Origin of the sequence: Catellatospora sp. KI3 (assembly GCF_029948125.1) — a bacterium.
In the GTDB taxonomy this organism is placed as follows: Bacteria; Actinomycetota; Actinomycetes; order Mycobacteriales; family Micromonosporaceae; genus Catellatospora.
On the sequence record NZ_JASAMB010000001.1, the window covers coordinates 666,357 to 686,408 of the forward strand.

The following is a 20,052-nucleotide window of genomic DNA, read 5'->3' on the forward strand; positions in this document are numbered from 1 at the left end:
CGGTGGGCGCCCATGGCCTGACTCGTTGGCCGCGAACGGCAGCACGCCACCGACTCGCCAATGGGGGAGGTAACAAGCGCCATGGGACTGCCCGAAGAGGACAAGGGACCCGCCTGGCTGCGTGACTACGGCCGCGGCAGCGGATACACCAAGACCAGCGCGTTCACCGGGTATGACGAGGGCACGCTGGCCATCGAGCTGGCGGATCTGAAGCTCTTCGCCGACGTGCTGGAGAAGGAGCACATGCTCGACTACCGTCCGCACGCCAAGACGGTCTTCGAGCAGATGGCGACCGTCGTGCAGGCTCCGGACAAGCGGTTCCAGGAGCTGTGCGCGGGCATGCAGGGCCACCGCGACATGCTGGTCCAGGCCGCCGACGCGCTCGCCCGGCACGACGAGGCGGTGCTGAACTTCATCACCGCCACCCGCGAGATCGTCAAGCAGTACGGCAAGACCGACGCGCTCACCGCCGCCCGCACCACGGACGTCAACCGCGTGCTGGCCTCCGATCCGAACGCGGCGGCGCCCGGCCAGAGCGGCCAGCCGGCCGCGCCCGGCACCGGGCAGGCCACGGACCCGAAGAACGCGGTCGTCATCCCGCCGGTGGACCCGACCGCCGGCACCACCTCGGACAACGGCGGTGACTACAAGTGACGGGCACCGACTGGAACAACGTCCCCATGCAGACCATGTGGGACTGGGTGAACCACCGGCAGCTCACCCCGCACTTCGAGCAGTCCGACGGCTGGAAGAAGGCCAGCGAGCTGGCCTACCTGCACCGCGACCGGCTCCAGGTGTACCGGGAGAAGCTGGCCGCCGTCTGGCGGCCCGAGGGCAGCGAGGCGGCGAAGACCTTCCTGGCCAAGCTCGACGAGCTGATCGCCTCGGTGGCGAACGTCGCCCACGTGACCAGCGGCAACTACATGTACGCCCATGACATGCCGATGGCCATCGACGACGCCAAGCGCAAGCTGAAGCCGATCTACGACGAGTACATGAAGTACCTGCCCGCGTCGGGGCCGAACCCGAAGACGCCGTCCGACCTGCCCAGCGGGGCGGGCACGGTGGACCAGTACCTGGCCAAGAAGCTGGGCGAGGCGCGGGCGATCATGGTAAACCTCGGTTCGGCACTGGTCATGGCGCCGTACAACATGGAGAAGCCCGCGCCGTACGTGCCACCGGGCCGCGGCACCAAGCTCGACGGCGGCGGCGACTACGGCGGCGGTGGCGGCGGCTCCCCGGCACCGTTCGTACCGCCGATGATCCCGCCCGTCCTGCCGATCCCGGCGCCGCCGCCCCTGGCGAGCTTCACCCCCGTCACGATGCCCGTCGGCAGCGGTCCGGACCTGTCCGGGCTCAACCCGGCGCCACCGACCACGAACGTGCCGATCGGCACCAGCCCGACCAACCCGGGCCTGCCCTCGACCCCCGGCACCCCCGGCCTGCCGCCCAACGTCATCGGCGGCCCGCCGATGACCGGCCTGCCCGGCGGGGTCAAGCCGCCGGTGATCGGCGGCATGGGCGGCGCCGCGCCGCTGGCCCGCGGCGGCGCGGGCATGCCCGGCGGCGTGATCGGCGGTGCCCCGGTCGGCGGCGCGGCCCGCGCGGCGGGCGCCCGGCCCAACCCGGTCGGCGGCATGATCGGCGGCGGCGCACCCGGTGCGGCCGGTCGCGGCGCCGCGGGCGCGCGCGGTGCGGCCGGGGTCGGCGCGCCGATGGGCGGGGTGCCGGGGCGGCCCGGCCAGCGCCGCGACGGCGAGCTCGAGGAGCACGGCGATCCGGACACGCTGTGGAGCGTGGCCCAGGGCGTGGCGCCGGTGCTGGAGGCGCCCGAGGCGCCCGACCCGATCGACCCCGGTCCGGCGATCGGCATGTACCGGTGAGGCGTCTGCTCCGGACGGCGGCGGTGCTGGTCACCGCCGCCGCCACCATCGCGGTCGGCGCGGCCCCCGCGCACGCCGACCGCTTCCGCGACGACCAGTGGTTCCTGGGCTACCTCGATCTGGCCAAAGCGCACGCGATCAGCCAGGGCGAGGGCGTCACCGTCGCGGTGATCGACTCCGGCGTCGAGGCGCGCCATCCGGACCTGGCCGGCAACGTGCTGACCGGCATCGACGTGGTGACCGGGGGCAGCGGCAACGGCTGGGGCGACCTGGACGGCCACGGCACCGGCATGGCCGGGCTGATCGCCGCGCACGGCCACGGCAGCGGCGACGGCGTGCTCGGCGTCGCGCCCAAGGCGAAGATCTTCCCGATCCGGATGGCCAACGCGGCCGGCATGGGCAACGGCGACGCCATCGTGCGCGGCATCAACGAGGCGGTCAGCCGCAAGATAAAGATCATCTCGATCTCGGTGTCGGCGTTCTCATCCGTCCCGGACGACCTGATCGACGCGGTCGCCCGCGCCCGCGAGGCGGGCACGCTGGTCTTCGCGGCCAGCGGCAACGCCCCCGAGGACTTCGTGGTCACCGCCCCGGCCCGCTACCCCGGCGCGGTCGCCGTGGGCGCCGTGGACCGCGGCGGCAACCACATGGGCTCCTCGGTGAGCGGCCCCGAGGTGCTGCTCAGCGCCCCGGGCGCCGACATCACCAGCACTAGCAAGATCAACAAGTCCGCCGGTACGCAGTACCGGCGCGGCAGCGGCACCAGCCCCGCCACCGCGATCGCCGCGGGCGTGGCGGCCCTCGTCTGGTCCAAGTACCCGACGCTGACCGCCGACCAGGTGCTGGAACGGCTGACCCGCACCTCGGTCGACAAGGGACCCCAGGGCCAGGACGGCGACTACGGCTTCGGCGTGGTCGACCCGGTCGCCGCGCTCACCGCCCCGGACGCGGCCCCCAGCACCGAGCCGACCGACGGGTCCGTCGCCACCTTCAGCGCCAGCGAACTGCCCGACACCGGCGACGGCGACGGCTCGCGGCTGGGCCTGATCGCGCTGCTGCTCGGCGCGGTCGTCGTCGCGGGCGGCGTGGCCGTCGTCGTGGGCCGCCGCGTACGCCGGTAGCCTGCCGTCTATGCCTAATCGCCCGAACCTGGTCCTCGCCTCCGCCAGCCCGGCGCGCCGCAACCTGCTCGCGGCCGCCGGGATCGACGTCGAGGTCATCGTCAGCGGCGTCGACGAGGAGGCGGTCGAGGCGACCACCGCCGAGGCGCTCAGCGGCGTGCTGGCCCGGATGAAGGCCCACGCCGTGGCCGAGCGGCTGCGCCACAGCACCCACCCGCACCCGCAGCCGCTGGTGCTCGGCTGCGACTCGGTGCTCGCCTTCGACGGCCAGATCCTCGGCAAGCCGGACAGCCCCGAGGCGGCGGCCAAGCGCTGGCAGGCGATGCGCGGCCGCAGCGGCGTGCTGCACACCGGCCACTGCCTGATCGACCTGGCCACCGACCGGATCGCCCAGGGCGACGCCGCCACCGTGGTGCACTTCGCCGACATCAGCGACGAGGAGATCGACGCGTACGTCGGCTCCGGCGAGCCGCTCTGGGTGGCCGGCTCGTTCACCATCGACGGCCTGGGCAGCTCGTTCGTCGAGCGGCTGGAGGGCGACCACACCAACGTGATCGGCCTGTCGATGCCCCTGCTGCGCCGCATGCTGGCCGAACTGGGCTACGAGATCACGCAGTTCTGGCGGAGCCGCTGAACCCGCCCGGCGGCGGCATAGGCTCGCAGGCATGAGCCGTTCCTTCATCACGGTCACCGACGAACTCCACGACTACGTCGTCAACCACGGCACCCCGCCCGACGAGCTGCAGCAGGACCTGATCGCGGAGACGGCGCGCGCCACCGGCTCCGCGGCGGGCATGCAGATCGAGCCGGAGTACGCGGCGCTGCTGACCATGCTCACCAAGCTCGTCGGCGTACGGCACGCGGTCGAGGTGGGCACGTTCACCGGCATGTCGTCGCTGGCCATCGCCCGCGGGCTGGCCGAGGGCGGGCGCCTGACCTGCTTCGACGTCTCCGACGAGTACACCTCGATCGCCCGGGCGTACTGGGCGCGCGCGGGCGTGGCCGACCGGGTCGAGCTGCGCCTCGGCCCTGCCGCGGACGGGCTGGCGCAGCTGCCCGACGAGCCGTACCTGGACCTGGCGTTCATCGACGCCGACAAGGAGAGCTACGGGCAGTACTGGGAGCTGCTGGTGCCGCGGATGCGCCCCGGCGGCCTGATCATCTCCGACAACACCCTGCGCGGCGGCCGCGTCCTCGACCCGAGCCCCGACGACACCGGCACCATCGCCATCGCGGCCTTCAACGCCGCCGTCGCCGCCGACCCCCGCGTCGAAACCGTCCTACTCCCCTTCTCCGACGGCGTAACCCTCTCCCGCAAACACTGACCCCGCACCCCAACCGGGCAGGGGGGCTGGGGCCGGGGCTGGGGTGGGGGGTGTTAGGCGGAGGGCGAGGGTGGCGGCGGCGGTGAGGAGGAGGGGGATGAGGAGGAAGGCGGTGTGCGGGCCTACCTGGTCGGCGACCAGGCCGAGGGCGAGCGGGCCCGCGCCGAAGCTGACCGCCATCGAGTACGACGCCACGCCCGCCGCCCGGTCCGCCTGCCCCGCCGCGGCTCCCAGCGCCAGCCCGATCGCCAGCGGGTAGTGCATCGCGTTGCCGAGCCCGAGCACCGCCAGCCCCGCGACCGCGACCACGGGCCCGGTGGCGCTCCAGAACAGGGCGAACCCGGCCAGGCTGACGGCCAGCGCGCACAGGTACAGCGGGATGGACCGCACCCGCAGCGCGATCCGCGCCCCGCCGAGCCGCCCGATGAACATGCCCGCGACCACGGCCGACATCACGGCGGTGGCCACGCCGGGCGACATCCCGGCCCGGTCGCGCAGGACCGAGGCGGCCCACATGGACAGCACCACCTCGACCGCGCCGGTGAGCGTCATCATCGACCAGGCGAGCCAGTACGCGCGGGGCAGTGGGCGGCGGGGGGCGGTGTCGGCCGCCGGTGCGACCGCGGGGCCGCCGGCGACGCTGATCCGGCGCAGGTACGCCACCAGGGCGAGCAGCACGATGAGGCCGACCAGCAGGCCGAAGCCGGTACGCCAGCCGAGCCCGGCCCGCATGGTGGCGCCGACGGCCAGCGGGGCGAGCAGCCCGGCGGCGCAGCAGACGGCGTTGGCCTCGCTGATGGCGGCCGGTCCGGCGGGTCCGTGCCGGTCGGACAGTGCCGCCACGATGCCGCCGATCATGGCGATGCCGGCGACCGCGATGAGCGCGGTCAGCGCCAGGGTGACCGGGTACCGCGCCGGGAGGGTGACGAAGCCGAGCACGCCCAGCGCGATGACGCCCTGGCCGCCCCACAGCACGGCGCCGCGGCCGTACCGGCGGGAAAGGACCGGGTAGAGGGCGCCGCCGAGGACCGCGCCGACGGCGATGGCGGTGCTGTGCAGGCTGGCCGCGGCGGCGCTGGTGTGCTGCTCGTCGCGCAGCAGCGGCATGACCGGCCCGAAGCCGTAGTTGAAGTAGCCCCAGAGGCCCAGTTGGAGGTAGATCAACCAGGTCGCGAGATCACGATGAAGCCGGGGCACTGTACGAAGCTACGCTCCTTACACTGCCCCGGCGTCCGGGTGTAACCGAGCTAACGCCGGTCAGCGCACCGACTTGGCGAAGGTCCGCGACGAGACGATCAGCGCGATGACGGTCAGCGGCGTGAGGATGGCCAGCGCCTGCCATACCGAGTCGTCGCCGGGGTGGCCCGCGAACAGGGCGCGCACCCCGCTCACGGCCCAGCTGAACGGGTTGAAGTCGGCGAGGCGCTGCAGCCACGCGGGGCCCATCGCGATCGGCAGCAGGATGCCCGACAGCAGCATGATCGGCTGGATCAGCGTGTTGAGCAGGGGCGCCATCGCGTCCTCGCTCTTGAGCGCCAGGCCCAGCGCGTACCCGAGCGAGGACAGCAGCAGGGCCATCAGGCCGACCAGCAGGAACGCCAGCACCGCGTCGCCGACGGCGATGCGCAGCCCGAACGGGTACGACAGCAGCGTCACCAGCACGGCCTGGAACATCAGCTGCACCACGTCGCGCAGCGAGCGGCCCAGCAGCAGCGCGACCCGGCTGACCGGGGTGACCCGGTTGCGCTCGATCACGCCGGCGCGCAGCTCGGCGATGATGCCGAAGCCGGAGAAGGCGCTGAACAGCGCAACCATGACCAGCATGCCCGGCACGAACAGCTGGTAGGTCTCGCCCTGGCTGAGCGGCCTGCCCTGGCCCAGCGCCTTGCTCATCAGCGGCGCGAACAGGAACAGGTAGAACAGCGGCTGGGTGATGCCGACGATGACCCACACCGGGTTGCGCAGCAGCAGCTGCATCTGCCGCTGGAACACCAGCCAGGTGTCACGGAGGAATTTCATGCTCAGCTCTCCCTCAGGCTGCGGCCGGTCTTGGCCAGGAACACGTCGTCGAGGCTGGGGCGGTGCAGCTCGATGCCGTCGATGGCGATCTTCTCGGCGTCGAGAGTGCGCAGCACGTGCGGGATGACGCTGGCGCCGTCCTCGACGTACAGCCGCAGCGACTGCTCGGTGGTCTCCAGCTTGCGCACGAAGTCGGTGTCGCCGAACAGGTCGGCGGCCCGGGGCACGTCGCGCTGGAGCTGCACGGAGACGACGTCGCCGAGGACCTCCTGCTTGAGGTCGGCGGGCGTGCCCTCGGCGACGATCTGGCCGTGGTCCATGATGGCCAGCCGGTCGCAGAGCGCGTCGGCCTCGTCGAGGTAGTGCGTGGTGAGGAAGACGGTCATGCCCATCTGCTGGAGCTTGCGCACCTCGCCCCACATGTGGGCGCGCGACTGCGGGTCCAGGCCGGTGGTGGGCTCGTCCAGGAAGACGACCTTCGGCTGGTGGATGATGCCGAGCGCGATGTCGACCCGCCGGCGCTGGCCGCCGGAGTAGGTCTTGCACTTGCGGTCGGCGTACTCGGCGAGCTCGAAGGTGTTCAGGGCGTCGGCGGCGCGCCGCTGGGCCTCGGCCTTTGAGATGCCGTACATCCGGGCGTGCAGGACCAGCTCCTCGCGGCCGGTGGAGTCGTCCCAGGTGCTGCCGCCCTGGGCGACGTAGCCGATGCGGCGGCGGACCTCGCCCGGGTTCTTGCGCAGGTCGGCGCCCGCGATGACGGCGCTGCCGCCGTCGGGTTCGAGCAGGGTGGCGAGCATGCGCAGGGTGGTGGTCTTGCCGGCGCCGTTGGGGCCGAGGAAGCCGAAGATCTCGCCCTCGGCGACGCTCAGGTCGACGCCGCGGACCGCTTCCACGGTCTTGACGTCGCGACCGGCACGGGAGCGGAAGGATTTCCGCAGCCCGGAGGTCTCGATGATCATGTTGCGCTCCAGAGTCGGGGGAACCGGTGGAGCGTAGGATCAGGGTCCGACACTAGTCAAGTTTGATTATTCGGTTGCGAAATCGAAGCCGCCCTGCCAGCGGGCCGCCAGCTCCGGGGAGACGTATGGCGTCCCCGCCTCGATCTCGCCCGCCACCCGCTCGCACCAGGCGATCTCGCCCTCCGCCCGGGCGATGTCCAGCTCAAGCATCCAGCGCACATGGGTCGGCTTGTTGTCCGGCACCGCCCAGCCCGAGTCCAGCGCGGCCCGCTTGCCGTCGCTGTCGGCCCGCAGCCGCCGGGCCCGGTCGCGCAGCGCCGCCGCCACCTCCGCCCGGGGCAGCTGGATCATCAGCGAGAACGCCGCCAGAAACGGGTCCTCCCCGCCCTGCTGCCCCCACAGGTACGTCGTCAGCAGGTCGCGCAGCTGCTCGTGCCCCTTGTCGGTCACCTCGTAGCGGGTGCGCGCGGGGCGGGCGCCGACCTGCTCGCTGCCGACCTCGCGCAGCGCGCCCTCGTCGGCGAGCTTCTTCAACGCGTGATAGACCGATCCCGGCTGCACGTTGGCCCACCGGTCGGCATGCCAGCTGAGCAGCTCACGCCGCACGTCGTAACCGTGCACGGGCTGGAGCAGCCGGACCACACCCAGGATCATCATCCGCGTCGTAGACACGCTCGCAAGTGTGCGACGCCGCGCCCGGCCCGACTCGCGCCGGGTCCGCGCGCCCGAGCCCACGCCCATCCGTGGGTTTCGGGGAAAGTGCAGGAATCTTGGGCCCCGTTCGCGCACTTTCCCCGAAACTGCACGGACCACGCCCGCGCCCCGGAAGCACGCACGCCGGCGCAAGCACGCGCCGTACGGGTGAACGGTCGTTCATGAGACTCGTCACAACGCGCCTCAACGGTCGTTAATGATCAACTGCGCCGATAGACTCCGCCAAGGCCCGTCGGGGAGGACGATGATGACGATGCTGTCCAAAGTGTTGATCGCCAACCGAGGCGAGATCGCCGTACGTGTGGCGCGCGCCTGCCGCGACGCGGGCCTGACCAGCGTCGCCGTCTACGCCGACGGGGACCGCGACGCCCTGCACGTCACCATCGCCGACGAGGCGTACGCCCTGGGCGGTGAGACGAGCGCCGACACGTACCTGCGCATCGACAAGCTCATCGACGTCGCCCGGCGCGCCGGCGCCGACGCCGTGCACCCGGGCTACGGCTTCCTGTCCGAGAACGCCGACTTCGCCCAGGCCGTCCTCGACGCCGGGCTCACCTGGATCGGACCCTCGCCGCAGGCGATCCGCGACCTCGGCGACAAGGTCACCGCCCGGCACATCGCCCAGCGCGCCGGTGCCCCGCTGGTGCCCGGCACGCCCGAGCCGGTCAAGGGCGCCGACGAGATCGTCGCGTTCGCGCGCGAGAACGGCCTGCCGGTGGCCATCAAGGCGGCCTTCGGCGGTGGCGGTCGCGGCCTCAAGGTCGCCCGCACGCTGGAGGAGATCCCGGACCTGTTCGACTCGGCGACCCGGGAGGCCGTGGCCGCGTTCGGCCGGGGCGAGTGCTTCGTCGAGCGGTACCTGGACAAGCCGCGCCACGTCGAGGCGCAGGTGCTGGCCGACCAGCACGGCAACGTGATCGTGGTGGGCACCCGCGACTGCTCGCTGCAGCGCCGCCACCAGAAGCTGGTCGAGGAGGCGCCCGCGCCGTTCCTGACCGACGCGCAGCGCGCGGCCATCCACGACTCGGCCAAGGCGATCTGCCGCGAGGCGGGCTACCACGGCGCGGGCACGGTCGAGTACCTGGTCGGGGTGGACGGAACGATCTCGTTCCTGGAGGTCAACACCCGCCTTCAGGTCGAGCACCCGGTGACCGAGGAGACGTCGGGCATCGACCTGGTCCGCGAGCAGTTCCGCATCGCGGCCGGTGACAAGCTGCGCTTGGACGCCGACCCGGCCCCGCGCGGCCACTCGATCGAGTTCCGGATCAACGGCGAGGACCCGGGCCGCAACTTCCTGCCCGCCCCCGGGGCGATCACGAAGATGCACCTGCCGGCCGGTCCGGGCGTACGCGTGGACACCGGGTTCGGCACCGGCAGCGTGATCAGCGGCAACTTCGACTCGCTGCTCGCCAAGGTGATCATCACCGGCGAGACCCGCACCGAGGCGCTGGAGCGCGCCCGCCGCGCCCTGGACGAGATGATCGTCGAGGGCATGGCCACCGCCCTCCCCTTCCACCGCGCCATCGTGCGCGACCAGGCCTTCGTCGACTTCACCGTGCACACCCGGTGGATCGAGACCGAGTGGGACAACACCGTCCCCGCCTTCACCGGCGCCGCCGCGGCCGAGGGCGACGAGGGCGGCCGCCAGACCGTCGTGGTCGAGGTCGGCGGCAAGCGCCTGGAGGTCTCGCTGCCGGCCTCCTTCGGGGGTACGGCCGCAGCCGCGCCCGCCGCCGCGGGCCGCCCCGCCAAGCGGGCCGCCGGCAAGCGCGGCCCCAACGTCGCGGCCGGTGGGGACGCGCTGACGGCACCCATGCAGGGCACCATCGTCAAGCTCGCCGTCGCCGACGGCGACACCGTGGCCGAGGGCGACACCGTCGTGGTCCTGGAGGCCATGAAGATGGAGCAGCCGCTCACCGCGCACAAGGCGGGCGTGATCACCGGCCTGTCCGCCTCGGTCGGCGAGGTCGTCCAGTCCGGCACCACCCTGTGCGAGATCAAGTAACCGCCAAGACCAGCAGGGTTGCCGGGCAATCGGGCGTATCTTGACCCGTCATACGCCCGGTTGCCCGGCAACTTGAGCGATCTTGGGTTCTTCGGTCACCAGGACGTGGGCAGGGGCATGCCCTCGGTGTAACCCGCTGCCGACTGGACGCCGACGAGGGCCCGGTCGTGCAGCTCGTCGAGGGTGTTCGCGCCCGCGTACGTGCAGGCGCTGCGCACCCCCGCCACGATCTCGTCGATGACGTCCTCGACGCCCGGCCGGGCCGGGTCGAGGTACATCTTCGCCGTGGAGATGCCCTCCTCGAACACCGCCTTGCGGGCCCGGTCGAACGCCGAGTCGTCGGCCGTACGCGCGCTGACCGCCCGCGCCGAGGCCATCCCGAAGTTCTCCTTGTACCGGCGCCCGTCCGGGTCGGTGTACAGGTCGCCGGGCGACTCGTAGGTGCCCGCCAGCCACGATCCGATCATCACGTTCGCCGCCCCGGCGGCCAGCGCCAGCGCCACGTCGCGCGGATGGCGCACCCCGCCGTCGGCCCAGACGTGCCGCCCCAGCTCCCGGGCCGCGCCCGCGCACTCCAGCACCGCCGAGAACTGCGGGCGCCCGACCCCGGTCATCATCCGCGTGGTGCACATCGCGCCGGGGCCCACCCCGACCTTGATGATGTCGGCGCCCGCGTCGACGAGGTCCCGTACCCCCTCGGCGGTCACGACGTTGCCCGCCACGACCGGGACCTGCGGATCCAGCGCGCGCACCGCCTGCAGCGCCTTGATCATGCGGGCCTGGTGCCCGTGCGCGGTGTCCACCACCAGCACGTCCACCCCGGCCTCCAGCAGCTCGGCGGCCCGGCCGGCGTAGTCACCGTTGATGCCGATCGCCGCCGCCACCCGCAGCCGCCCCTTCTCGTCCAGCGCCGGGCGGTACAGCGTCGCGCGCAGCGCGCCCTGCCGGGTCAGCAGCCCGGCCAGCCGGCCCTCGTGGTCGACCACCGGCGCCAGCTTGCGCCGCCCCTTGGTGAGCAGGTCGAACGCCTCGCGCGGGGTGGCCGACGACGGCACGGTCAGCAGCTCGGTCGACATCACGTCGCGCAGCTGCGAGAACCGGTCCACGCCCTGCAGGTCCGACTCGGTGACCAGGCCGAGCGGCCGCCGCTCGGCGTCCACGACGACCAGGGCCCCGTGGGCCCGCTTGGGCAGCAGGTGGATCGCGTCGCCGACGGTCTCGTACGGTCCGAGGGTGATCGCGGTGTCGTGCACCAGATGCCGCTGCTTGACCCAGCCGATGACCTCGGTGACCACCCCGGTCGGAATGTCCTGCGGGATCACGGTCAGGCCGCCCCGCCGCGCCACCGTCTCGGCCATCCGGCGGCCCGCGATCGCGGTCATGTTCGCCACGACCAGCGGGATCGTGCACCCGGTGCCGTCGACGGTCGACAGGTCGACATCCAGGCGGGAGCCGACGTCGGACCGGCTCGGCGCCATGAACACATCGTTGTACGTCAGGTCGTAGACGGGCTGAGCCCCAGACAGGAACCGCATAAGGTCATCTTCACCCATCGCCGCCCCGCGCCGCGGGCCAGCCGGTGCTGCAGTTTCGGGGAAAGTGCACGAATCATGGTCTGCTTTTGTGCACTTTCCCCGAAACTGCTTGATCAGCGAACCCTGGTGAGGGTGACCTCGACGGACTGGCCGGTGCTGGACGGACCGGCGTAGACGCCCTTCAGGGGTGGGACGTCGCCGTAGTCGCGGCCGCGGCCGACCACGACGTGGCGCTCGCCCACCGGCACTCGGTTGGTCGGGTCGTACCCGTGCCACTGCCCCGCCCACCACTCCACCCACGCGTGGCTCTGCCCGGCCACCGCCTGCCCGAGCGGGGCGTTCGGGGTCGGGTGCAGGTAGCCGGAGACGTACCGGGCGGGCACGCCCATCGCCCGCAGCAGCGAGATCGACAGGTGCGAGATGTCCTGGCAGACGCCCTGCTTCTGGCGCCACACGTGCACCGCGTCCGTCTGCACCCCGGTCGATCCCGGCACGTACGCCACCTCGCGTCCGACCAGCTCGCACACGGCCAACGCCGCCTCGTCCGGGCTCGCATGCCCGGCCCGCAGCCCGGCGGCCAGCGCGGTCAGCTCCTCGTCCAGCGCCGTACGCGGCGTCGGCAGCAGCAGCTCCTGCCAGCGGTCCACCACCTCGGGCTCGGTCAGGTCGGGCCACCGCGGCCCGTCGGTGCCGATCGCGGCCGGACCTGAGGTCTCCACGGTGGCGTCGGCGACCACCTCCAGCACGTCGTGCGGCACCTGCACGTCGAACGAGGTGACCGTGGTGTTCCAGTAGTCCTGGTAGCGGTATGTGCGGGCGGTAGGCCAGACGGTGACGCGGCTGTCGAGCACCGTCTGGCGGGGCTCGCTGCCCGGCGTCATCCGGGCCTCGTTGTAGGAGGAGGCGACCAGGCCGCCGTACTGGAAACCGGTGCGGTGCCGGATCTGCAGCCGCCAGCCGGGCGAGGCCATCGTCATACGTGTCCTGTTCTCGTTCGCCAGCGGGCTCACCCGACGGCTCCGGCCTGCCAGTGCACGGCCGCGGTCTGCCGGAAGTAGCGGGCCGAGACGGCGTCGTTGACCTGCGAGCAGGTGCGCTCCAGCCGGGCCAGCACGGTGCCGAGGTCGCCGAGCAGCTCGTCGGAGGAGCGGTAGGCCAGGTCGGTGCGGGCCCGGCCGAGGATGCGCTGGGCGTCGGTGCCCGCGCCGACGCGGCCGGAGCGGGTGGTGCCGCCGACCGGTTCCAGCTCGCGCAGGCAGGATTCGGCCGTGGCCAGTGCCGCCAGGACCGAGCGCGGAAAGAGCCGGTCGACCAGCAGGAACTCGGCCGCGTGCTGGTCGCTGAGCGAGCCGCGGTACGTGCGCAGGTACGTCTCCCAGGCCCCGCATGAGCGCAGCAGCGTCAGCCAGCTGGGGATGCTGCCGCCCGCGCGGCTGTGCGTGGACAGCAGCCGCGCGGTCATGTCGACGCGTTCGATGCTGCGGCCGAGCACCAGGAACAGCCAGCCCTCGTCCCGGCTCATGGTGGCGTCGGCCAGCCCCGCGAGCACCGAGCAGCGCTCGCGTACCCACTGGAAGAACGCGTGCACGCCGCCCTCCTCGATCCGGCGGCGTGCCCCGGCGAGCCCGAGCCAGGTCGTGTTCAGGCACTCCCACATCTCGGCGCTGACCGTCTCGCGGGCGCCGCGGGCGTTCTCCCGGGCCGCGGCCAGGGCGCCCAGCACCGAGCTGGTGCTGTCGAGGTCCAGCCCGAGGCGTTCGACGACGCCGGGCAGGCTGGCGCTCTCCTCGCCGACGGGCAGGCCCATGACCGACAGCAGCGACCGGCAGGCCTGGTCCTCGTCGGTCCACGGGTCCTGCAGCATCCGGTGCAGGTTCACGTCGAGGATGCGCGCGGTGTCCTCGGCCCGCTCGACGTAGCGGCCGATCCAGTACAGCGACTCGGCGATCCGGCTCAGCATGCCGCTGCCTCCCTCGCGGCTCGTGCCTGCTGCTGCTGTTGCTGCTGCTGATGGCCGGACTGGCCCGGTCCGGGGTCGGGACGGCGCGCGGACGGCACCGGGACGACCGCCTCCGGCTCGGTCCACGGCTGCTCTGCCGAGCCGTCCTCCGGCAGCACCCAGGTGTCCTTCGAGCCGCCGCCCTGGCTGGAGTTGACCACCAGTGCGCCCTCCGGCAGCGCGACCCGGGTCAGGCCGCCCGGCAGCACCCGGACCCGCTGCCCGTCGTTGACCGCGAACGGCCGCAGGTCGACGTGGCGGGGGCGCAGCCGGTCCTCGATCAGCGTCGGCACCATCGACAGCTTCACCTCCCGCTGGGCGATCCAGCCGCGCGGGTCGAGCATGATCCGCTGCCGTACGTGGTCGAGCTGCTCCCCGGTGGCCTGCGAGCCGATCACGATGCCCGCGCCGCCGGAGCCGTCGACCGGCTTGAGCACCAGCTCGTCCAGCCTGCCCAGCACGTGGGTGCGCACGTCCGGGTCGTCCAGCCGGTACGTCTCCACGTTGGGCAGCAGCGGCTCCTCGCCGAGGTAGTACCGGATCAGGTCCGGCACGTACGTGTAGAGCAGCTTGTCGTCGGCGACGCCGTTGCCGACCGCGTTGGCGATGGTCACCTTCCCGGCACGGGCGGCGTTGAGCAGGCCCGCGACGCCGAGCATCGAGTCGGCGCGGAAGTGCACGGGATCCAGGAACTCGTCGTCGATCCGCCGGTAGATGACGTCGACGCGCTGCTCGCCGGCGGTGGTGCGCATCGACACCTCGTTGCCCGAGCACACCAGGTCGCGCCCCTCGACCAGCTCCACGCCCATCTCGCGGGCCAGCAGCGCGTGCTCGAAGTACGCCGAGTTGTGCACGCCGGGGGTCAGCACGACCACGGTCGGCTCGTCCACTCCGGCCGGTGCGGCCGCGCGCAGCGCCTGCAGGAGCATCCCAGGGTACGACTCCACCGGCCGCACCCGCGTCGCGGTGAACACCTCCGGCAGCACGTGCGCCATGGCCCGCCGGTTCTCCATCACGTAGCTGACCCCGGACGGGGTCCGCACGTTGTCCTCCAGCACCCGGAACTCGCCCGCCTCGTCGCGGATCAGGTCCACCCCGGCCACGTGCACCCGCACCCCGTTGGGCGGCACGATCCCGGCCGCCTCGCGGTGGTAGTGGGCGCTGGTCACGATGAGGCGCCGGGGCACGATCCCGTCGGCGAGGGCGCGGCCCTCGCCGTACACGTCGGCCAGGAAGGCCTCCAGCGCGCGGACCCGCTGCGCCACCCCGGCCTCGACCTGCCGCCACTGCTCGGCGGCGATGATGCGGGGCACGATGTCCAGCGGGAACGGCCGTTCGACGCCCTTGAGCGCGAAGGTGATGCCCTGGTCGAGGAAGGCGCGGGCCAGCACGTCGGCGCGCAGCCGCAGCTCGCCCCCGGCCAGCGGCCGCAGCGTGGCGTGCAGCGCCTCGTAGGTGGACCGGGGCAGGCCGGGCGTGCCGAACATCTCGTCCCAACCGGGCCCGAGCGGGTAGTCCTCGAAAAGGTCCGCCATGTCCCGACGCTACGCGGATCCCATTGCGTACACGTAAACGATGTGAGCGACGAGACTCACATCCCTCTATATGGAACACGCCCGCCGCGCTCGCCCCTCCAAGATCGGTGCAGTTTCAGCGAAAGTGCACGAATCTTGGGCGACCTTCCAGCACTTTCCCCGAAACTGCAGCCAACCCTCAGTCTCCCCGGTAGAGGCGGTCGATGTCGATCAGCTCCAGGTCGGGGCGGGTCTTCGCCCGCGCCAGGAGGTTCGGGGTGAAGCCGGAGCGGCTGAACAGCACTAGTCTCGGCGGATCGGTGACCTTCGCCGGCGGCACCAGGTCGCGCAGATGGTCCAGCCGTGCCAGTTCCGCGACGCCGACCGGACCGCCGCCGGACTTCGCCTCGCCGATCGCGGTCACCCGGTCGCGCTCGAACGCGTTCTCACTCAACGCGACCACGTCGAGCTCGTGGCCCTGCTGGTGCTCGCGGCACGAGATCGTCGCGGACCGCACCTGGTTGGCGAACCCGCCCCGGCTCGCATCGGCGGCGTAGACGAGTGTCCACTGCCGACACAGCTCCTCGAAGTGCGGTCCGTGGATCTTCGCGGCGACGGTGTCCCGCACCCCCGGCCAGATCCGGTCGCCGCCGAGCGCGGCGATGGCCGCCTCCCGCGGGCGGGTGACGAGCTGGTGAAAACGGATCAGGGGCTCGGCGATGCGGTACACAGGCCGCCTGGCCACCAGGGCGTCCTCGACCCGCTCGATCAGCCGGACCTCCTCCAGCACGGCGAGCGGGTGGGTCAGCGCGGCGTCCGAGCGGCTGAGCCTGCCGGCGATCTCACTGCGTCGGCAGGCGCCGCCCGCGATCGCGTTCAGCACCGAGAAGTACAGCGTCTCGTCGACCAGTTCCGGCTGCTCATAGAGCAGCACGTTGCCTTCGCGGAACATCGCCGACAGCGGGTTGAGCAGGCCCCGGTGCACCCAGCCGTCGACATCGCCGTCGGCGATCAGCCCGCCGCTCATACCGACGTAGGCGGGGGTGCCGCCGACCAGCGAGTGCACCCGGAAGGCGGCGTCCGGGTCGTCGTCCAGGCGCCACAGCCGGGCCGCGCCCCGGAAGTCGAGCGGGGCCAGGTTCATCTCCAGGACGGCGCGGCCGCGCAGCGGTGCGGTGCCGACGAGCAGCTGCCGCATGGTGGTCATGGCACTGCCGCAGAGGATGAGGCGGGTGCGGCTGTCGCGCATGGCCCGGCTCATCGGGCTGAGCGCCGTCTGGATCAGCGAAGGCAGCGCGGGCTCGTCTGCGAGCAGGTACGGGAACTCGTCGAGCACCACCAGCGTCGGGCGGCCGTCGCGCTCGCCGAGTCGCAGCAGCGCGTCGATCGCCTCCTGCCAGGTGGCGAACCGCACCGGGTCCTCGGTGCCGGTGTAGGCGCGGTACGCCTCGCTCAATGCGCGCAGGTTCTCCTGGCCGTACAGCTGCGAGGCGGTGAACATGAAGCCGCCGGCAGCCAGGCTCAGCAGTTCGAGCATGAACGTCTTGCCCTGCCGGCGACGTCCGTAGACCAGCCCCAACGAGGCGCCGAGCGCCGGGTTCAGCGCGAAATCGGCCAGCGCACGCCACTCCCGGTCACGGGCGAGCAGCTCCGCGGGCTTGTCCAGCATGCTCCGCTCCACTTCATCGAAACTCCAGCTATGGTAACTGGAGTTTCGATGAAGTGCGTGGCCGACTTATTCGACGTCGTGGAGCATGAGCTGGCGGGCGGCTTCGGCGATGCTGCCGGACAGGGACGGGTAGATCGTGATCGTGTGGGCCAGCTGGTCCACCGTCATGTGGTTCTCCACCGCCATCGTCAGCGGCATGATCAGCTCGCTGGCGCGCGGCGAGACGACGACCCCGCCGACGACGATGCCGCTGGCCGGGCGGCAGAACAGCTTGATGAAGCCGTCGTCGAGCCCGGCCATCTTGGCCCGGGCGTTGCCCGCCAGCGGCAGCATGACCTGCCGGGCCGGGGTCTTGCCGCTGTCCACGTCGGCCTGCGAGACGCCCACCGTGGCCAGCTCCGGGTCGGTGAACACGTTCGCCGCGACGGTACGCAGCCGCAGCGGCGCCACCGCCTCGCCCAGCGCGTGCCACATCGCGATCCGGCCCTGCATCGCCGCGACACTGGCCAGCGGCAGCACCCCGGTGCAGTCGCCGGCGGCGTAGATGCCGGGCACGTTGGTCCGCGACACCCGGTCGACGGCGACGTAGCCGCCGGGGGCGACGTTCACGCCGTACTCGGTGAGGCCCAGGTCGGCGGTGTTCGGGATGGAGCCGACCGCCATCAGCGCGTGCGAGCCGGTGACCACCCGCCCGTCGGACAGGGTGACCTCGACGCTGTCGCCGACCCGCTTGACCACGTCGGCGCGGGAGTTGTTCAGGATGGTCATGCCCCGGGCGCGGAAGACGCGCTCGATCGCCATCGCGGCGTCGGCGTCCTCGTGCGGCATGACCCGGTCGCGCGAGGAGACCAGGGTCACCGGCACGCCCATGGCCAGGTACGACGAGGCGAACTCGGCACCGGTGACGCCGGAGCCGATCACGATCAGGTGCTCGGGCAGCTTGGGCAGGTCGTAGACCTGGCGCCAGGTGAGGATGCGCTCGCCGTCGGGCAGGGCGGTGGGCAGCCGGCGCGGGGTGGCGCCGGTGGCGATGAGCACGGTCGAGGCGTCGACGGCGTACTCGGCGTCGCCGTCCTCGGGGCGCACCCGCACCCGGTGGGTGTGGCCGAGGGTGTCCTCGCCGAGCCGGGCCGTACCGCGGATCAGGGTGACCCCGGCCTTGATCAGCTTGGCGTGGATGTCGCCGGACTGGGCCAGGGCCAGCCGCTTGACCCGGCTGTAGACGGCCGGGGCGTCGACGGTGATCGCCTCCAGGCCGTCGGAGTGGATGCCGAACTCGTCAGTGTCCCGGTAACCGGTGACCACGTCCGAGCTGGCGATGAAGGTCTTCGACGGGACGCAGTCGTGCAGCACGCAGGCGCCGCCGGCGCCGTCGGCCTCCACCACGGTGACGTCCGCGTCGAGCTGTGCGGCGACCAGCGCCGCCTCGTATCCGGCGGGTCCGCCACCGATGATCACAATCCGGCTCACGGTGCCATTCTTCCCTACCCCGCAAACCGTGACGGTGCGGATGCGCCCCTCCCGCGGGCCGTCGCGCGGGCGCCGAAATGCGCTCACTGCGCGTGGTGGAAAAGATACCGAGGGCTCGACACGCACGGGCGTATTCTCAGCAAGCGCTCCGGGCGGCTAATGTCATCGCCGTGCGTCATTACGCAGCGTACGGCTCGAACCTGGACCCGGCCCGCATGCGGGCCTACTGTCCGCACTCCCCCATGGTCGGAATCGGCTGGTTGGAGGACTGGCGGCTGACCTTTGCCGGTGAGGACACCGTCGGCTGGGAGGGCGCGGTCACCACGATCGTCGAGTCCCCCGGCGACCGGGTCTTCGTCGCGCTGTACGACGTGCACCCGTGGGACGAGGCCGCGCTCGACGAGGTCGAGGGCGCCAACGCGGGCACGTACGCCAAGCTGCACGTGCGGGTGGCGACCCTGGACGGCGACATCCTCGCCTGGGTCTACGTCTTCCGGGGGTACGAGGGCGGCCTGCCGACCGCCTGGTACCTGTCGGAGATCGCCAACGCGGCGGAGAAGGCGGGCGCCCCGGACGACTACGTCGCCGGGCTGCGGTCCCGCCCGACCCGCACCGTCCGGCCCTAGAGCTCCCGCTCGTACACGTTGGCCTGGTACACCGGCCGCATGCCCACGCCGGTGTAGAGCCTGATCGCCTCGGTCGGGTTGGCCAGGTCCACACCCAGGCCCGCCCGGCTGCGGCCGTTGGCGAGGTAGCGGGCGAACGCCGCCGCCAGCAGCGCCCGGCCCACGCCCCGCCGGCGGTGCTCGCGCCGTACCGCGAGGTGCTTCACCCAGCCCTCGTCGGCGGCCTCGCCCGACTCGGCGGACTGCAGCACACCCGCGATCCGGCCGTCGACCTCCGCCGCGAACCACTCGTCGAACCGCACCGGGTGCCCGTCGACGAACCGCTCCCGCCAGCGCGGGTAGCCGCTCGGCTGGTAGTCGGGGGTGTCGCGGAACGCCGCGTCGAACACCTCGAAGAACTCCGGCAGGTCCGCCTCGGTCACCGTGCGCACGGCCACCCCGGGCACCGGATCGCCGACCGGGGCGGGCAGATCAACACCCATCCGGGCGTACTGCTTGACGAAGGCGAAACCCGCCGCGGTGATGGAGTCGATCAACTCGTGCTCGGACGGGATCGACGCCGTGCGCACCGAGGCCGCCCCCTGCGCGCGGGCGGCGGCCACGGCGCGGGCCAGCAGCGGGCGCTGGGCGGGCAGGCCGCCTTCAGGGTGTACGTACACCTCGGCGAACTCGCGGCCGCCGCCGCTGCCCGGATCGAGGTACGCCCAGCCCGCGACGGCACCGTTCGGCGCGACCGCCACCTCGCTGTACGCCCCGGACATGCCGTCGGCGACGTCCTCGGACGTGAAGTCGGCGAAGCCGATCGCGGACATGTCGCTGGCGTGCACCAGCGCCAGCAGATCCGCCGCGTCATCGGCGGTGGTGGGCCGCCACATCCAGCCCTCGGGCAGTCGCTCGTCGCTCACGCCGCCATCCTGACCCCCACCCCACCCCTCAGCCAACCGTTTTCCACCCACCCACCCACCCGCCCGCTCACCCGCTAACCTGCCCACCTGCTCACCCGCCCACCCGCTAACCTGCCCACCCGCTCACCCGCTCACCCGCCCACCCGCTAACCTGCCCACCTGCTCACCCGCCCACCTGGCGCTCGCTCACGCTCCCGCTCGCCCGCCAGCCGCTCGCCCGCCCACCAGCCGCTCGCTCGACGGCCCGCTCACCCGGGCGTCTGGCCTTGATCAGCGTTTGCGGTCGGAACGTGGCGCCAGACCGCACT

The 20,052-nt window shown here is 72.4% G+C and carries 18 protein-coding genes; 7 read left to right on the forward strand and 11 right to left on the reverse strand.

The window, feature by feature from the left end; all coding sequences use genetic code 11:
• The first annotated feature begins 81 nt into the window (after positions 1 to 81).
• The 5 genes from QEZ54_RS02965 to QEZ54_RS02985 are packed head-to-tail and all read left to right on the forward strand — an operon-like array spanning position 82 to position 4,329.
• On the forward strand, positions 82 to 654 hold the full coding sequence (locus QEZ54_RS02965) for a hypothetical protein (RefSeq protein ID WP_281302859.1): 573 nt from the start codon (positions 82 to 84) through the stop codon (positions 652 to 654).
• Positions 651 to 1,883, forward strand: a complete 1,233-nt coding sequence (locus QEZ54_RS02970) for a hypothetical protein (protein WP_281302860.1) — start codon at positions 651 to 653, stop codon at positions 1,881 to 1,883. Before QEZ54_RS02965 ends, QEZ54_RS02970 begins: the two co-directional genes overlap by 4 nt.
• On the forward strand, positions 1,880 to 3,004 hold the full coding sequence (locus QEZ54_RS02975; RefSeq protein ID WP_281302861.1) for a S8 family serine peptidase: 1,125 nt from the start codon (positions 1,880 to 1,882) through the stop codon (positions 3,002 to 3,004). Before QEZ54_RS02970 ends, QEZ54_RS02975 begins: the two co-directional genes overlap by 4 nt.
• 10 nt (positions 3,005 to 3,014) lie before the next feature.
• Positions 3,015 to 3,638 carry a Maf family protein gene (locus tag QEZ54_RS02980; protein WP_281302862.1) on the forward strand — a complete coding sequence of 208 codons (624 nt, stop codon included), beginning with the start codon at positions 3,015 to 3,017 and terminating at the stop codon, positions 3,636 to 3,638.
• A 31-nt stretch (positions 3,639 to 3,669) separates the two neighbouring features.
• Complete coding sequence (locus QEZ54_RS02985; protein WP_281302863.1) at positions 3,670 to 4,329, forward strand: O-methyltransferase; 660 nt, start codon at positions 3,670 to 3,672, stop codon at positions 4,327 to 4,329.
• On the opposite strand, the gene QEZ54_RS02990 is transcribed toward QEZ54_RS02985, so the two are convergent.
• The 4 genes from QEZ54_RS02990 to QEZ54_RS03005 all read right to left on the reverse strand — a co-directional run bounded on the left by QEZ54_RS02990 (position 4,285) and on the right by QEZ54_RS03005 (position 7,979).
• Entirely contained in the window at positions 4,285 to 5,526 is a 1,242-nt protein-coding gene (locus QEZ54_RS02990; RefSeq protein ID WP_281302864.1) for an MFS transporter, read from the reverse strand. The two genes, QEZ54_RS02985 and QEZ54_RS02990, sit on opposite strands and share 45 nt — an antisense overlap.
• A 60-nt stretch (positions 5,527 to 5,586) precedes the next feature.
• Positions 5,587 to 6,348: an ABC transporter permease gene (locus tag QEZ54_RS02995; RefSeq protein ID WP_281302865.1), complete on the reverse strand. Its 762-nt coding sequence runs from the start codon at positions 6,346 to 6,348 to the stop codon at positions 5,587 to 5,589.
• Between the two features lie 2 nt (positions 6,349 to 6,350).
• Positions 6,351 to 7,304 carry an ATP-binding cassette domain-containing protein gene (locus QEZ54_RS03000; protein WP_281303038.1) on the reverse strand — a complete coding sequence of 318 codons (954 nt, stop codon included), beginning with the start codon at positions 7,302 to 7,304 and terminating at the stop codon, positions 6,351 to 6,353.
• 69 nt (positions 7,305 to 7,373) lie between these two features.
• Positions 7,374 to 7,979, reverse strand: coding sequence for a PadR family transcriptional regulator (locus tag QEZ54_RS03005; protein ID WP_281302866.1), 606 nt, complete (start codon positions 7,977 to 7,979; stop codon positions 7,374 to 7,376).
• 298 nt (positions 7,980 to 8,277) lie between these two features.
• Between QEZ54_RS03005 and QEZ54_RS03010 the strand changes: the two genes are divergently transcribed.
• Complete coding sequence (locus QEZ54_RS03010) at positions 8,278 to 10,026, forward strand: biotin carboxylase N-terminal domain-containing protein (protein WP_281303039.1); 1,749 nt, start codon at positions 8,278 to 8,280, stop codon at positions 10,024 to 10,026.
• Between the two features lie 95 nt (positions 10,027 to 10,121).
• Here QEZ54_RS03010 and QEZ54_RS03015 read toward each other — a convergent pair whose 3' ends face one another.
• From QEZ54_RS03015 to QEZ54_RS03040, 6 genes are all read right to left on the reverse strand, one after another.
• Complete coding sequence (locus tag QEZ54_RS03015) at positions 10,122 to 11,561, reverse strand: GuaB1 family IMP dehydrogenase-related protein (protein WP_281302867.1); 1,440 nt, start codon at positions 11,559 to 11,561, stop codon at positions 10,122 to 10,124.
• Positions 11,562 to 11,674: 113 nt separating this feature from the next.
• On the reverse strand, positions 11,675 to 12,571 hold the full coding sequence (locus QEZ54_RS03020; RefSeq protein ID WP_281302868.1) for a transglutaminase family protein: 897 nt from the start codon (positions 12,569 to 12,571) through the stop codon (positions 11,675 to 11,677).
• The gene (locus QEZ54_RS03025) at positions 12,568 to 13,521 is read right to left on the reverse strand and encodes an alpha-E domain-containing protein (protein WP_281302869.1); all 954 of its coding nucleotides are present in this window, start codon (positions 13,519 to 13,521) and stop codon (positions 12,568 to 12,570) included. The genes QEZ54_RS03020 and QEZ54_RS03025 overlap by 4 nt, the downstream gene beginning before the upstream one ends.
• Complete coding sequence (locus QEZ54_RS03030) at positions 13,515 to 15,095, reverse strand: circularly permuted type 2 ATP-grasp protein (protein WP_281302870.1); 1,581 nt, start codon at positions 15,093 to 15,095, stop codon at positions 13,515 to 13,517. Before QEZ54_RS03030 ends, QEZ54_RS03025 begins: the two co-directional genes overlap by 7 nt.
• A gap of 178 nt (positions 15,096 to 15,273) precedes the next feature.
• On the reverse strand, positions 15,274 to 16,743 hold the full coding sequence (locus QEZ54_RS03035) for an ATP-binding protein (protein WP_281302871.1): 1,470 nt from the start codon (positions 16,741 to 16,743) through the stop codon (positions 15,274 to 15,276).
• A gap of 66 nt (positions 16,744 to 16,809) precedes the next feature.
• Positions 16,810 to 18,213: an NAD(P)H-quinone dehydrogenase gene (locus QEZ54_RS03040; RefSeq protein WP_281302872.1), complete on the reverse strand. Its 1,404-nt coding sequence runs from the start codon at positions 18,211 to 18,213 to the stop codon at positions 16,810 to 16,812.
• Positions 18,214 to 18,383: 170 nt separating this feature from the next.
• Between QEZ54_RS03040 and QEZ54_RS03045 the strand changes: the two genes are divergently transcribed.
• Complete coding sequence (locus QEZ54_RS03045) at positions 18,384 to 18,839, forward strand: gamma-glutamylcyclotransferase (RefSeq protein ID WP_281302873.1); 456 nt, start codon at positions 18,384 to 18,386, stop codon at positions 18,837 to 18,839.
• Here QEZ54_RS03045 and QEZ54_RS03050 read toward each other — a convergent pair.
• Entirely contained in the window at positions 18,836 to 19,744 is a 909-nt protein-coding gene (locus QEZ54_RS03050; protein WP_281302874.1) for a GNAT family N-acetyltransferase, read from the reverse strand. The genes QEZ54_RS03045 and QEZ54_RS03050 overlap by 4 nt on opposite strands.
• Between the last annotated feature and the right edge of the window lie 308 nt (positions 19,745 to 20,052).

Excerpts from the sequence above, each read along its gene's own strand:
- QEZ54_RS02980 (WP_281302862.1), top strand. The coding sequence starts at position 3,015 with ATGCCTAATCGCCCGAACCTGGTCCTCGCCTCCGCCAGCCCGGCGCGC.
- QEZ54_RS02965 (WP_281302859.1), top strand. The coding sequence starts at position 82 with ATGGGACTGCCCGAAGAGGACAAGGGACCCGCCTGGCTGCGTGACTAC.
- QEZ54_RS03030 (WP_281302870.1), bottom strand. The coding sequence starts at position 15,095 with ATGGCGGACCTTTTCGAGGACTACCCGCTCGGGCCCGGTTGGGACGAG.
- QEZ54_RS02995 (WP_281302865.1), bottom strand. The coding sequence starts at position 6,348 with ATGAAATTCCTCCGTGACACCTGGCTGGTGTTCCAGCGGCAGATGCAG.
- QEZ54_RS02985 (WP_281302863.1), top strand. The coding sequence starts at position 3,670 with ATGAGCCGTTCCTTCATCACGGTCACCGACGAACTCCACGACTACGTC.
- QEZ54_RS03035 (WP_281302871.1), bottom strand. The coding sequence starts at position 16,743 with ATGCTGGACAAGCCCGCGGAGCTGCTCGCCCGTGACCGGGAGTGGCGT.
- QEZ54_RS03025 (WP_281302869.1), bottom strand. The coding sequence starts at position 13,521 with ATGCTGAGCCGGATCGCCGAGTCGCTGTACTGGATCGGCCGCTACGTC.
- QEZ54_RS03015 (WP_281302867.1), bottom strand. The coding sequence starts at position 11,561 with ATGCGGTTCCTGTCTGGGGCTCAGCCCGTCTACGACCTGACGTACAAC.